General features: G+C 55.3%; 13 protein-coding genes and 1 pseudogene. 5 read left to right on the plus strand and 9 right to left on the minus strand.

Going from position 1 to position 12,703, the window contains the following annotated elements:
- Positions 1 to 47 precede the first annotated feature (47 nt).
- Positions 48 to 260 (minus strand): DUF1471 domain-containing protein, encoded by a 213-nt coding sequence (locus ACQG1Y_RS23190; RefSeq protein ID WP_032651998.1) that lies wholly within the window; start codon positions 258 to 260, stop codon positions 48 to 50.
- A gap of 114 nt (positions 261 to 374) precedes the next feature.
- Positions 375 to 1,211: a formate dehydrogenase accessory sulfurtransferase FdhD gene (gene fdhD / locus ACQG1Y_RS23195; protein WP_023295636.1), complete on the minus strand. Its 837-nt coding sequence runs from the start codon at positions 1,209 to 1,211 to the stop codon at positions 375 to 377.
- Positions 1,212 to 1,582: 371 nt separating this feature from the next.
- Between fdhD and fdnG the strand changes: the two genes are divergently transcribed.
- Genes fdnG through fdhE form a run of 4 tightly spaced genes read left to right on the plus strand, consistent with a single transcriptional unit; the run spans position 1,583 to position 7,106 of the window.
- A complete protein-coding gene (fdnG, locus tag ACQG1Y_RS23200; protein ID WP_085929672.1) occupies positions 1,583 to 4,633 on the plus strand; it encodes a formate dehydrogenase-N subunit alpha in 3,051 nt (1,016 codons plus the stop codon).
- A 12-nt stretch (positions 4,634 to 4,645) separates the two neighbouring features.
- Positions 4,646 to 5,548, plus strand: a complete 903-nt coding sequence (gene fdxH / locus ACQG1Y_RS23205) for a formate dehydrogenase subunit beta (RefSeq protein ID WP_014072386.1) — start codon at positions 4,646 to 4,648, stop codon at positions 5,546 to 5,548.
- Positions 5,545 to 6,180: a formate dehydrogenase cytochrome b556 subunit gene (gene fdoI / locus ACQG1Y_RS23210; protein WP_003861958.1), complete on the plus strand. Its 636-nt coding sequence runs from the start codon at positions 5,545 to 5,547 to the stop codon at positions 6,178 to 6,180. The genes fdxH and fdoI overlap by 4 nt, the downstream gene beginning before the upstream one ends.
- On the plus strand, positions 6,177 to 7,106 hold the full coding sequence (fdhE, locus tag ACQG1Y_RS23215) for a formate dehydrogenase accessory protein FdhE (RefSeq protein ID WP_149121140.1): 930 nt from the start codon (positions 6,177 to 6,179) through the stop codon (positions 7,104 to 7,106). Before fdoI ends, fdhE begins: the two co-directional genes overlap by 4 nt.
- 39 nt (positions 7,107 to 7,145) lie before the next feature.
- On the opposite strand, the gene ACQG1Y_RS23220 is transcribed toward fdhE, so the two are convergent.
- A complete protein-coding gene (locus tag ACQG1Y_RS23220; protein WP_017382676.1) occupies positions 7,146 to 7,517 on the minus strand; it encodes a type II toxin-antitoxin system VapC family toxin in 372 nt (123 codons plus the stop codon).
- A 2-nt stretch (positions 7,518 to 7,519) separates the two neighbouring features.
- Positions 7,520 to 7,762: a ribbon-helix-helix domain-containing protein gene (locus tag ACQG1Y_RS23225; RefSeq protein WP_015569912.1), complete on the minus strand. Its 243-nt coding sequence runs from the start codon at positions 7,760 to 7,762 to the stop codon at positions 7,520 to 7,522.
- Between the two features lie 198 nt (positions 7,763 to 7,960).
- Between ACQG1Y_RS23225 and ACQG1Y_RS23230 the strand changes: the two are divergent.
- A pseudogene (locus tag ACQG1Y_RS23230) lies at positions 7,961 to 8,875 on the plus strand (alpha/beta hydrolase); the annotation flags it as partial.
- A 14-nt stretch (positions 8,876 to 8,889) separates the two neighbouring features.
- On the opposite strand, the gene fabY reads toward ACQG1Y_RS23230, so the two are convergent.
- The 5 genes from fabY to ACQG1Y_RS23255 all read right to left on the minus strand — a co-directional run bounded on the left by fabY (position 8,890) and on the right by ACQG1Y_RS23255 (position 12,703).
- Positions 8,890 to 9,831, minus strand: a complete 942-nt coding sequence (fabY, locus tag ACQG1Y_RS23235; RefSeq protein WP_015569910.1) for a fatty acid biosynthesis protein FabY — start codon at positions 9,829 to 9,831, stop codon at positions 8,890 to 8,892.
- Positions 9,832 to 9,875: 44 nt separating this feature from the next.
- Positions 9,876 to 10,313: a D-aminoacyl-tRNA deacylase gene (gene dtd / locus ACQG1Y_RS23240; RefSeq protein WP_032668943.1), complete on the minus strand. Its 438-nt coding sequence runs from the start codon at positions 10,311 to 10,313 to the stop codon at positions 9,876 to 9,878.
- Positions 10,310 to 11,191 (minus strand): virulence factor BrkB family protein, encoded by an 882-nt coding sequence (locus ACQG1Y_RS23245; RefSeq protein ID WP_003861949.1) that lies wholly within the window; start codon positions 11,189 to 11,191, stop codon positions 10,310 to 10,312. Before ACQG1Y_RS23245 ends, dtd begins: the two co-directional genes overlap by 4 nt.
- Positions 11,185 to 11,784 (minus strand): glucose-1-phosphatase, encoded by a 600-nt coding sequence (gene yihX / locus ACQG1Y_RS23250; RefSeq protein ID WP_003861947.1) that lies wholly within the window; start codon positions 11,782 to 11,784, stop codon positions 11,185 to 11,187. Before yihX ends, ACQG1Y_RS23245 begins: the two co-directional genes overlap by 7 nt.
- Positions 11,785 to 11,902: 118 nt before the next feature.
- Positions 11,903 to 12,703, minus strand: coding sequence for a DeoR/GlpR family DNA-binding transcription regulator (locus ACQG1Y_RS23255; RefSeq protein ID WP_003861944.1), 801 nt, complete (start codon positions 12,701 to 12,703; stop codon positions 11,903 to 11,905).

The following is a 12,703-nucleotide window of genomic DNA, read 5'->3' on the forward strand; positions in this document are numbered from 1 at the left end:
TGAAACCTGTCCCTGCTCCGAAAAGCAAGGGACAGCGGCTATATGACTTATTTGTTCAGTTCAGCGGTCATGTGTACGCGGTTACCGGTGAATGCCTGGGTAATTTTGTAGGATGACGCGCCCGCTTCCTGAGCCTGTGCGGCGATTTTAGCTTCTGCACCATCCAGCGTAGAGGCGGATGCAGTCACAGTCTGCGCAGCGAAAGAACCGAAAGAAGTAGCCAGAGCGATTAAAGCGACAAAAGTTTTGATGCTTTTCATGAGATAAACCTTTTCGTTAAGTTGTTTAGATAAGGCACCGTACCTTGATGAGACAAATACTAGCCCTCATCATGAACAACTAAAAGCGGAAGGTTTTGCTATACTCATTCAAAATTACTGATTAACAATTAATCGCTGCGGATGGGTGTAAATTGTCGCCCTGCCCGGCTTGCAGAACCCCACCAGCGTCAGGTTGCAGCGCTCTGCCACTTCGACCGCCAGCGTTGTCGCAGCCGACACCGCAAACAGGATCTCCACGCCGCACATGGCCGCTTTCTGCACCATTTCATAGCTGGCGCGGCTGGAAACGAGCGCGGCCCCTTGCTGCCAGACGGCATCTTCACGCGCGCGACGGCCCAGCAGCTTATCCAGCGCCACATGGCGGCCCACATCTTCATGACCTCCGACGATCTCGCCCGACGGGAGCAACCACGCCGCAGCATGTGTACAGCCGCTCAGCTGACCTATGGGCTGGACATCATTGAGGTGCTCCAGGGCTTTGTCGAGGTTACCGAGGTTGAAAGTCTGGGTAAACGGCAGCGGCGCGACGGGCTTACCGATATCGTTAAGCTGTTCAACGCCACACACGCCGCAGCCGGTGCGTCCGGCCAGCGCCCGGCGGCGCTCTTTCAGCCCCATAAAGCGACGACTGGAGAGTTCGATTTGTACTTCAAGGCCATTACAGGCCTGAACCACATCCATACCGTAGATCTCCTGCGGATGCGCAATGATGCCTTCCGAGAGGGAAAAACCTATGGCGAACAGTTCCAGATCTTTCGGCGAAGCCATCATCACCACATGCGAAATCCCGTTGTAAACCAGGGCAACGGGGACCTCTTCCGCCAGAAAATCCGGCGTGGCATGTGAAATGTGAGGCGGTCTGTGTACCGACAGTTCCACAATGCCCGCAGGCAGTGGCGACACGTGGGCAGCACGGTTTTGTTTAGACACAACGGTATTCCTGAACAACCACGGAAGTGAGCCTGCTATTGCAACACAAACGGCAGGCCTTACGCATAGTATGGATCAACTTTTCAGCAACCATTCTCCTACTCAATACGGAGGGGTGCAACCGATCAGCTGCTACACCTCTTTAACATGCACAGGATAAAATGTGATTGATATCACATTTTATAATCAATGCCGTGATAATACGTTCACTTTGTTTTAACCCCGTTAGAACAGGCGTACCGACATTGTGGTATTCTGGGCTTATCCCTCGGAGAAATGAGGGATTAATGCAAATTTTTCTCCTTTGCGGTTAATTCTCAACCGCAAAGTAAAACTACATAGCAATGTCGTAATGAACCAAGGAGTGACCCATGCAGGTCAGCAGAAGGCAGTTCTTTAAGATCTGCGCTGGCGGTATGGCAGGCACCACGGCGGCGGCACTGGGCTTTGCGCCCGGTGTAGCGCTGGCGGAAACACGGCAGTATAAACTGCTGCGCACCCGCGAAACCCGTAACACCTGTACGTACTGCTCCGTCGGCTGTGGGCTGTTAATGTATAGCCTCGGCGACGGTGCGAAAAACGCCAAAGCATCCATTTTCCACATCGAAGGCGATCCGGATCACCCGGTCAACCGTGGTGCGCTGTGTCCGAAAGGGGCCGGTCTGGTAGATTTTATCCACTCCGAAAGCCGCCTGAAGTTTCCTGAGTATCGCGCTCCCGGCTCTGACAAATGGCAGCAAATCAGCTGGGAGGAAGCGTTCGATCGCATCGCTAAGCTGATGAAAGAAGACCGCGATGCCAACTTTATCGCGAAGAATGCCGAAGGCACCACCGTTAACCGCTGGCTCTCCACTGGCATGCTGTGTGCTTCTGCGTCCAGTAACGAAACCGGCTATTTAACCCAGAAATTTACGCGCGCACTCGGTATGCTCGCGGTCGACAACCAGGCGCGTGTCTGACACGGACCAACGGTAGCAAGTCTTGCTCCAACATTTGGTCGCGGTGCGATGACCAACCACTGGGTCGACATCAAAAACGCCAACCTCATTGTGGTGATGGGCGGTAACGCCGCTGAAGCGCACCCTGTCGGGTTCCGCTGGGCGATGGAAGCCAAAATCCACAACGGCGCGAAGCTGATTGTGATCGATCCCCGCTTTACGCGTACAGCGTCAGTGGCGGATTTCTACACCCCTATTCGTTCAGGTACTGACATCACTTTCCTGTCAGGCGTATTGCTGTACCTGATGACCAACGAAAAATATAACCGCGAGTACACCGAAGCCTATACCAACGCCAGCCTGATCGTGCGTGAGGATTACCACTTCGAAGATGGCCTGTTCAGCGGTTATGACGCCGAAAAACGCAAATACGACAAAACCAGCTGGAACTACGAGCTGGACGAAAACGGCTTTGCGAAGCGCGACACCACCCTGCAACACCCTCGCTGCGTGTGGAACCTGCTGAAAGAGCACGTTTCCCGCTACACGCCGGAGGTTGTCGAAAACATCTGTGGGACGCCGAAAGCGGATTTCCTGAAGGTGTGCGAGCTGATAGCGGAAACCAGCGCGAAAGATAAAACCGCGTCGTTCCTGTATGCGCTCGGCTGGACGCAGCACTCCATCGGCGCGCAGAACATCCGCACCATGGCGATGGTTCAGCTGCTCCTCGGCAACATGGGGATGGCAGGCGGCGGTGTGAACGCCCTGCGCGGTCACTCCAACATTCAGGGTCTGACCGACCTCGGCCTGCTGTCTCAGAGCCTGACGGGTTACATGAACCTGCCGAGCGAGAAACAGACCGACCTGCAAACCTACCTGACGGCCAGCACGCCAAAACCGCTGCTCGAAGGCCAGGTGAACTACTGGGGCAACTATCCGAAGTTCTTCGTCTCGCTGATGAAAGCCTTCTACGGCGACAAGGCGACGGCAGAAAACAGCTGGGGCTTTGACTGGCTGCCGAAGTGGGACAAAGGTTACGACGTACTTCAGTACTTCGAAATGATGCACCAGGGCCAGGTCAACGGCTATATCTGCCAGGGCTTTAACCCGGTGGCGTCGTTCCCGAACAAGAACAAGGTTGTCGAGTCTCTGTCGAAGCTGAAGTTCCTGGTGACGATTGACCCGCTCAATACCGAAACGTCGACGTTCTGGCAGAACCACGGTGAGTCGAACGATGTCGATCCGTCGAAGATTCAGACCGAAGTGTTCCGTCTGCCGTCTACCTGCTTCGCGGAAGAGAACGGGTCTATCGTCAACTCCGGCCGCTGGTTGCAGTGGCACTGGAAAGGCGCGGATGCCCCGGGCATCGCCTTGAACGACGGCGAGATCCTGGCCGGTATCTTCTTACGTCTGCGTAAAATGTACGCGGCTGAAGGCGGCGCAACGCCTGAGCCGGTGCTGAACATGACCTGGAACTACTCGACGCCAGAGAATCCGTCTCCGGAAGAAGTGGCGATGGAGAGCAACGGTAAGGCGCTGGCGGACGTTATCGACCCGGCGACCGGTGCGGTGCTGGCGAAGAAAGGCGATCAGCTCAGCACCTTTGCGCACCTGCGCGATGACGGTACGACCTCCAGCGGCTGCTGGATCTTTGCCGGTAGCTGGACGCCGAAAGGCAACCAGATGGCCAACCGCGATAACGCCGACCCGTCGGGCCTCGGCAATACGCTGGGCTGGGCATGGGCGTGGCCGCTTAACCGCCGCATCCTCTATAACCGCGCCTCTGCTGACCCGCAAGGCAACCCGTGGGATCCGAAGCGTCAGCTACTGAAGTGGGACGGCGCGAAATGGGGCGGCGTGGATATTCCGGACTACAGCACTGCCGCACCAGGCAGCGATGTCGGGCCGTTTATCATGCAGCCTGAAGGGATGGGGCGCCTGTTTGCTATCGATAAGATGGCGGAAGGTCCGTTCCCGGAACACTACGAGCCGTTTGAGACGCCGCTGGGTACTAACCCGCTGCACCCGAACGTGGTCTCTAACCCGGCAGCCCGCATCTTCAAGGGCGATTTTGAAGCGCTGGGTAAAAAGGACAAGTTCCCTTATGTCGGCACCACTTACCGTCTGACCGAGCACTTCCACTACTGGACCAAGCACGCGCTGCTGAATGCCATCGCGCAGCCGGAGCAGTTTGTGGAGATCGGCGAGAAGCTGGCGAACAAACTCGGCATTGCCCATGGCGATACCGTGAAGGTCTCCTCTAACCGCGGCTACATCAAAGCCAAGGCGGTGGTGACCAAGCGTATTCGCACGCTGAACGTTCACGGTCAGCAGGTGGATACCATCGGCATCCCAATTCACTGGGGTTATGAGGGCGTGGCGAAGAAAGGGTTCATTGCGAACACCCTGACGCCGTTCGTCGGTGATGCGAACACGCAGACGCCGGAGTTTAAGGCCTTCCTCGTGAACGTGGAAAAGGTGTAACGGAGACGACTTATGGCTTATCAATCTCAAGACATTATCCGTCGTTCCGCGACTAACGGTTTCACGCCCGCGCCTCAGGCGCGGGACCACCAGCAGGAAGTGGCGAAGCTTATCGACGTGACCACCTGTATCGGCTGTAAAGCCTGTCAGGTGGCCTGTTCAGAGTGGAACGACATCCGTGACGAAGTGGGTCACAACGTCGGGGTGTACGACAACCCGGCGGACCTGACCGCCAAGTCCTGGACGGTAATGCGTTTCTCGGAAGTGGAGCAGAACGATAAACTGGAATGGCTTATCCGCAAAGATGGCTGTATGCACTGTGCGGATCCGGGCTGCCTGAAGGCGTGTCCGTCAGAAGGGGCTATCATTCAGTATGCCAACGGCATCGTCGACTTCCAGTCCGAGCAGTGTATTGGCTGCGGCTATTGCATCGCGGGTTGTCCGTTTGACGTGCCGCGCCTGAACCCGGAAGACAACCGCGTCTACAAATGTACGCTGTGCGTTGACCGCGTAAATGTCGGCCAGGAGCCAGCGTGCGTGAAGACCTGTCCAACTGGCGCTATCCACTTTGGCTCCAAAGAGGATATGAAAACGCTGGCGGCAGAGCGCGTGGGCGAGCTGAAAACCCGTGGTTACGATAACGCAGGCCTGTACGATCCGGCCGGGGTTGGCGGTACGCACGTGATGTACGTGCTGCACCACGCCGACAAGCCGAATCTGTATCACGGCCTGCCGGAGAACCCGGAAATCAGCGCGACCGTGAAGTTCTGGAAAGGCATCTGGAAACCGCTGGCCGCGGTCGGTTTTGCGGCCACCTTCGCAGCGAGCATCTTCCACTACGTCGGCGTTGGTCCGAACCGTGCGGAAGAGGAAGACGACAACCTGCATGAAGAGAAAGACGAGGTGCGCAAATGAGAAAACGTGACACCATCGTGCGCTACACCGCGCCGGAACGCATCAACCACTGGGTCACCGCCTTCTGCTTCATGCTGGCGGCGATAAGCGGGCTGGGGTTCTTCTTCCCGTCCTTCAACTGGCTGATGCAGATCATGGGGACACCACAGCTGGCGCGTATACTGCACCCGTTTGTGGGCGTCATCATGTTCGCGTCGTTCATCATCATGTTTTTCCGTTACTGGCACCATAACCTAATCAATCGGGATGATATCTTTTGGGCGAAGAATATTCGTAAGATCGTCGTCAACGAGGAAGTGGGTGATACCGGGCGTTATAACTTCGGCCAGAAATGCGTATTCTGGGCGGCGATTATCTTCCTGGTCCTGTTGCTGGTGAGCGGCGTGATCATCTGGCGTCCGTACTTTGCGCCTGCTTTCTCAATCCCGGTGATCCGATTCGCGCTGATGCTGCATTCATTTGCCGCAGTGGCGTTAATTGTGGTTATCATGGTGCATATTTACGCCGCCCTCTGGGTGAAAGGCACCATTACCGCGATGGTGGAAGGCTGGGTCACCAAAACGTGGGCGAAGAAACATCACCCGCGCTGGTACCGAGAAGTCCGCCAGAAACAGGAAAAGTCATCTGAATGAGTATTCGCATAATCCCGCAAGATGAGCTGGGGTCGAGCGAGAAACGTACGGCGGAGTATATTCCGCCGTTGTTATTCCCCAGACTCAAGAACCTCTACAACCGCCGCGCAGAGCGTCTGCGCGAGCTGGCAGAGAACAACCCGCTGGGCGATTTTCTGCGTTTTGCCGCGCTGGTCGCCCATGCGCAGGAAGTGGTGCTGTACGACCATCCGCTGCAAATGGACCTGACCGCACGCATCAAAGAAGCCAATGAGCATGGCAAACCGCCGCTGGATATTCACGTCCTGCCGCGCGACAAGCACTGGCATAAGCTGCTGCATTCCCTGATCGCCGAGCTGAAGCCCGAGATGAGCGGCACGGCGCTGGCAGTCATTGAGAACCTGGAAAAAGCCTCCGATCAGGAGCTGGAAGAGATGGCGAGCGCGCTGTTTGCTTCCGACTTCTCACTGGTGAGCAGCGATAAAGCGCCGTTCATCTGGGCTGCGCTGTCTCTCTACTGGGCGCAAATGGCGAGCCTGATTCCAGGTAAAGCCCGCGCCGAATACGGCGAAGCGCGCCAGTTCTGCCCGGTGTGTGGTTCAATGCCGGTCTCCAGCATGGTGCAAATCGGCACCACTCAGGGGCTGCGCTACCTGCACTGCAACCTGTGTGAAACCGAGTGGCACGTGGTGCGCATCAAGTGCAGCAACTGCGAACAGACCCGCGATCTGAACTACTGGTCGCTGGAAAATGAAGACGCGGCGGTGAAAGCGGAGAGCTGCGGCGACTGCGGGACCTACCTGAAGATTCTGTATCAGGAAAAAGACCCGAAAGTCGAAGCCGTGGCCGACGATCTCGCCTCGCTGATTCTGGACGCGAAGATGGAGCAGGAGGGCTTTGCCCGCAGCTCGATCAACCCGTTCCTGTTCCCGGGTGAAGGGGAGTAATCTCCTGTGAGAGTGCCGGGCGGCGCGAGCTTGCCCGGCCTACACCTGGTAAGGCGTAAGGACCTCGTCAATACCCGCAAAATCTTTCGTGTTGCGAGAAATCAACGGACATTTTCTGCTCTGCGCTGTGGCCAGAATGATAGCATCAGGCAGTTTCATTCCATGCTTCTCACGTAGTAAAACGCTTCTTTCCGCAATATCCCGAGACACATCAATAATTTCAAAAGCGCCCATAACGGCTGCCGTTTTCGCTTCATGACCATGCCTGCGAGCGCCCACCATTACTTCCATCCAGGTAATTAAGCTGATGGCACGATGCGACGCGGTATGCTCAATCGCATCCGCAGCTTCAATACGGTTGTTGAAGAGATCAATGAGAATATTGGTATCAAACACTGCCATGTGCTCCATGATTACCACTCCTCACGCAGCTTGCGTTCATACTCAAGCCCGTCCTCTTTTCTGTCTCCCCACAGACCAAGCGCATTTCGGATAACAGAAGAACTCTGCTGGTCGAGATACAGCTCTATCGCTTCCCGAAGCAGTTCAGCACGTGGCTGATTTCGCAATTGCTTGAGATTATCCAAACGTTGAATCACGTCATCAGACAAATCAATAAGTATTCTGCCCATATCAAGTTCCGCCAAAACGCTCATATATCACCTTAGTATATCATCTTTGGTTAATTTTCAGGCAAAATACTCTTTATCAATTTAGGGTGAAAGGACGTTTTTTAGGGAATGATCGATTTTGCGAGCCACTTTCCACAACATGCACCTCTCAACATTTCTCTGTTTTCATCTGCTGTAAACCAGGCTATAAACTGTATAAAAACACAGTAAAAGGACGTAATCATGGCACTGGAAAAGGGTATTGATAAGCTGGTACAGGAGTTTATTGCCGCAGGACGACCTTCCTCGCGAAAGCAGAGTATTGATGACCGGAGAAGCGGATATGTTGCCAGCACAGCGCTAGCCGGGGAAACAGAAACGCGTGTCCAGGTTGAAACGCTTGTTCTTGAGGATATGACCTTTCGGGTATTTTCGCCTTTCAATGCCCCTGAAACGTTATCTTGTGCCCTCTACTATCATGGCGGTTGTTTTGTCAGCGGTGGGTTTGAAACCCATGATAATCAGCTTCGCCAACTGGCGTTTTACGGTAACTGCCGGGTCATTGCGGTTCAGTACAGACTCGCACCCGAGAATACTTTCCCCGCTGCGCATGACGATGCAGAGAGAGCGGCAGATCTTGTCTGGCAAAATGCAGAACAATTAGGTGTGGATAAAAACCGGATTACACTTTGTGGAGACAGCGCGGGAGGTCATCTTGCGCTGGTAACGTCATTGCGGCTTAAGGCCAAAGGTCTCTGGGATCCCGCGCAGCTCATTCTTATCTACCCCATGCTCGACGCTACGGCCAGTTTTGAAAGCTATACCCTCAATGGCATGGATTACGTGATTACTCGCGATACCCTTTTGAGCGGCTATGAAATGTATCTGGCTGGAGCCGACCGTCAACATCCTGAAGTCAGCCCACTGTGGCGCAACGACTTTAGCGGTCTGCCGAAGGTCCATATTGTTACCGCGGAGTATGATCCGTTACGCGACGAAGGCGAGGCGCTTTATCAGCGCCTCACGGAGCAAGGCGTGAAGTGTACCGCTCAACGATGGCGGGGTGTAATTCACGGCTTCTTCCAGTTGGGTGGAATTAGCCAGTCAGCGCGAGACGTTACGCGAGATATTGCCTGGCGCATTAACCATGCCGGGCGAGAGTGTAAAGGAGACTACTCCTCCTCGTTCCCGCCCTCTTCATACGCGCCATACGGCTTCGCAGGCAGAACGATATAGGTGCCTTCAAACACCGCGCCTGGCGTTTCATCGCCGAACAGCTCCACCTGCATCTGTACGCGTGCTTTACGTCCACGCGCCAGACGGTCGAGATCGCCGCCCAGTGCGCCCAGGTCAGCAACCGCGCTCGGCTTGCCGCTGATCGGGGCGCTGTAGCGGATATGGGCATCGGCCAGAATAATGGTGCCGCCGAGATGACGTTCGCGCAGCATTAGCCAGATCAGTCCCCAGCCGGTGAGCGTGGCGAGTGAAAACAGGCTGCCGGCAAACAGGGTATGGTGCGGGTTCTGGTTGCCGGTTTCCGGCATGGTGGTAATAAATTTTTGCCCGGTATATTGCTGAATACGCACACCCATTTTTTCACTGAGCGGAATATGCTGATACCATGCCTGCTGGAGCTGCCCGCACCAGTCGGCGCGATGGAGAATATCGTCCAGCGTGGCGATGGGTTTGATCATCAAAAAGTGACGAATCGGCGTAGTTTGCGGGGCGGTGATTTCCCCCTGATTCACGAAACCAAGCTTGGCAAAGAACTCAACGGCATCTTCGCGGGCGCTACAGGTGACACGCTTGACCCCTTCCTGACGGGCAACGGATTCCAGCGTCATAGCCATCAGCGTTCCAAGGCCTTTGTCCTGCACGGAGGGATGAACGGCCATAAAGCGGATTGAAGCTTCGTTGTCGGCATTGATATACAGACGTCCCACGGCAACGAGGTTGCCCTCTTCATCAACCACCATCTGGTGGTGCGCCATCGCGTCCCAGGCGTCGCGTTCAGAGCCTTTAGGTTGATGCAGTGGCTTGCGCAGCATTTCCCAGCGGAAATGGTAATAAGCGTCTAATTCTTCTTCCGTTTGCGGTACTCGAAGGTGATACATAGCTGTACTCTCTCTTGTTACCCGCGGCCATGCCGCCAGTTGGCTCATACCTGGAGCCAGAATGTGACGGGGCCATCGTTCACCAGCGAAACCTGCATATCCGCAGCGAATCGTCCGGTTTGTGTATTCATGTCCTGTTGGCGACAGCGCTCAACAAAGTACTCGTAAAGGGCTTCTGCGCGATCCGGTGCCGCGCCCTTCGAAAAACTCGGGCGCATGCCGCGTTCGGTATCCGCGGCCAGCGTAAACTGGGAGACCACCAGCACGCTGCCGCCCGCCTGCTGAACGTTCAGGTTCATCTTGCCTTCCGTATCGCTGAAAATGCGGTAGCCCAGTACGCGCTCACACAAGCGGTTGGCTTTTTGTTCGTCGTCATCCTTTTCGACACCCAGGAGCACCAAAAGTCCTGGGCCAATTTCACCCGTCACCTCATCCGCCACGGTGACGCTGGCACGGGTTACGCGCTGAATCAATGCAATCATGGTTGGTCTGCTTCTTGTTGTTTTTCAGCTTCTGCTGCTTTTTTGAGTTCGCGGTAGACCCCGAGAGTGACAGTTATTTCGGCGCCAAGCAAGACGATACACCACGTCCAGTAGACCCAGACAAACAAAATGGGGATCACCGCCAGCACGCCGTAAATCAGCTGATAAGAGGGGAACATGGTGATATAAAGCGCGAATCCTTTCTTGCCCAGCTCAAAGAGCAACGCCGCGACCAGCGCACCCACCACGGCATCCCGGTTGGGTACGCGCGTGGTTGGTACCACGCTGTAGAGCAGCCAGAACGAAAGCCACGATAAAATCAGCGGGAATATACGCAGCACGTTATCGATCACGCTGTTTAAGTCGGTCGCCCAGCGCAGCGAAAGAAGGTAGGAACTGATCGCCAGGCTTGCCCCCGCCAGCAATGGGCCAAGGGTTAAAATCATCCAGTAGACGGCAAAGGAGTAAACCTTCGGGCGGACTTTTTTGCTCCGCCAGATGGTGTTGAGCGCACTGTCGATGGAGTACATCAGCAGCAGCGCGGTAACAATAAGCCCACATGCCCCCACCGCCGTCATCTTGCTGGAGTTTGCGACAAACTGTTCAATGTAGTTCTGAATCACATCGCCGGTGGCAGGAATAAAGTTCGCGAAAACAAAATGGCGAAGCTGCATGCTCACATCGGCAAACATCGGAAACGCCGAAAAAAGCGCAAAAATCACCGCCACCAGCGGCACCAGCGAGAGCAAGGACACGTAAGCGAGATTGCCCGCCAGCGTGGTCATGTTGTCCTCGTCAATGCGATGCCAGAGGAGTTTCAGCCACGCCCTCAGCGGGCGCGTGTGGTGATTGGCTTTTTGATGAACGGTTTTTAGCATAACTGCTTCGCAAAGTAGTTCGGTATCGTCTCTTTTCCGGTCACCAGAATGGAGGTGATACCTAACTGATTAGCCCCTTCTATATTATCGGCGTTGTCGTCAAAAAAGACCGCATCCGCCGCCGTGAATCCTTCTTCCTGCAATACCGCCTGATAGATGCGCGCCTCAGGTTTACGCATCCCCATCTCCTGGGAGAGATACACCTTATCTGCCGCCGCGTGGATTTCCGGGTATTCATCCGGCCAGAAGGTGGTATGCAGGCGGTTGGTATTCGACAGGACGACGACACGATGCCCCTGCTCGCGCAGCTTGTGCATGATGTCGATCACTTCGGGGCGGATCGCGACAAATATGGCCTGCCAGCCGTGGGAAAACTGCTCGTAGCTTAACGAGAGACCCATTTCCTGACAGAAACGCTCTGCGAACGCTTCATCGCTGATCTCACCGCGCTCGTGCAGATGGAAAGTCTCACCCATCGCGAAATTCTGCTTTAACGTCGCCAGCGGAACACGGCTAAAATCGCTCCATGCGCCCAGCACCCGGTTAAAATCGATATCGACGATTACATTTCCTAAGTCAAAGATATAAAGCATGTTTATCTCCTTTCGCCGTGGAAAAGTAACTGTAGCGGGAAAGAGAAACTTTAGCTATGCGCCAGATTCAGCCTAGAGAAAGGAAAGGCCCGAATCGCAATATCGGGCCATAGGATTTTCAGCCAGCCTGCTGCTCTTCTCCGGAATTGACTTCGACAACCTCAACCTTGCTGGATTTGAGGTGATTTTGCAGCGCCGGGCCGGGCAGCTCATCGGTGAACAGCGCCGTCGCCTGCGCCACGTTGCCAATTTCAACCGCCGCGGAGGCGTGGTATTTCGTATGATCGGCCGCCAGTAAAATGTGACGGGAGTGAGCGATCATGGTTTTCACCACGCTGGCTTCGTTAACGTCAAATTCCATCATCGCGCCGTCGTGCTCTATCGCCCCGACGCTGGTGACCAGGTAATCTGCGCGAAATCCTGACACGAACGCCGTTGCCGCAGGACCGATAATGCCGCCGTTATGCGGGCGCAGCGTACCGCCGGGCACCATCACCTCAAAGCGCGGATTCTTATAAAGAATGTGCGCCACCCGCAGGCTGTTAGTGATGATGCGCAGATGATTATGGTTAAGCAGTGCCCGGGCAACGTGCTCCACGGTCGTCCCGATGGTGATAAAAATGGTCGAACCGTCGGGAATATAGTCCGCAATCGCTTCGGCAATCGCCCGTTTCTCTTCGGTAAGCGAGACTTCACGCTGTTCGAACGCCGTGTTGACCACGCTGGATGCCCTGCCCGCGCCGCCGTGATGACGGGTGATCAGCCCTTGCTCGCTGAGCTTGCGGATATCCCGGCGCACGGTTTGCGTGGAGACATCCAGCAGCTGCGCCAGTTCATCAATGTTCATATAGCCGCGATCGGCAATCAGCGTCAGCAGCTGATCGTGACGCGGGTTGCCGGTCAGTTCGGTAAGGCTCAT

It is taken from the genome of Enterobacter cloacae complex sp. 397G4, assembly GCF_050031515.1.
In the GTDB taxonomy this organism is placed as follows: domain Bacteria; phylum Pseudomonadota; class Gammaproteobacteria; order Enterobacterales; family Enterobacteriaceae; genus Enterobacter; species Enterobacter hormaechei_C.

Excerpts from the sequence above, each read along its gene's own strand:
- dtd (WP_032668943.1), bottom strand. The coding sequence starts at position 10,313 with ATGATTGCATTGATTCAGCGCGTAACCCGTGCCAGCGTCACCGTGGCG.
- fdxH (WP_014072386.1), top strand. The coding sequence starts at position 4,646 with ATGGCTTATCAATCTCAAGACATTATCCGTCGTTCCGCGACTAACGGT.
- yihX (WP_003861947.1), bottom strand. The coding sequence starts at position 11,784 with ATGCTTTATATCTTTGACTTAGGAAATGTAATCGTCGATATCGATTTT.
- ACQG1Y_RS23245 (WP_003861949.1), bottom strand. The coding sequence starts at position 11,191 with ATGCTAAAAACCGTTCATCAAAAAGCCAATCACCACACGCGCCCGCTG.
- fdhE (WP_149121140.1), top strand. The coding sequence starts at position 6,177 with ATGAGTATTCGCATAATCCCGCAAGATGAGCTGGGGTCGAGCGAGAAA.
- fdoI (WP_003861958.1), top strand. The coding sequence starts at position 5,545 with ATGAGAAAACGTGACACCATCGTGCGCTACACCGCGCCGGAACGCATC.
- ACQG1Y_RS23220 (WP_017382676.1), bottom strand. The coding sequence starts at position 7,517 with ATGGAGCACATGGCAGTGTTTGATACCAATATTCTCATTGATCTCTTC.
- ACQG1Y_RS23190 (WP_032651998.1), bottom strand. The coding sequence starts at position 260 with ATGAAAAGCATCAAAACTTTTGTCGCTTTAATCGCTCTGGCTACTTCT.
- ACQG1Y_RS23255 (WP_003861944.1), bottom strand. The coding sequence starts at position 12,703 with ATGAGCCTTACCGAACTGACCGGCAACCCGCGTCACGATCAGCTGCTG.
- fabY (WP_015569910.1), bottom strand. The coding sequence starts at position 9,831 with ATGTATCACCTTCGAGTACCGCAAACGGAAGAAGAATTAGACGCTTAT.
- ACQG1Y_RS23225 (WP_015569912.1), bottom strand. The coding sequence starts at position 7,762 with ATGAGCGTTTTGGCGGAACTTGATATGGGCAGAATACTTATTGATTTG.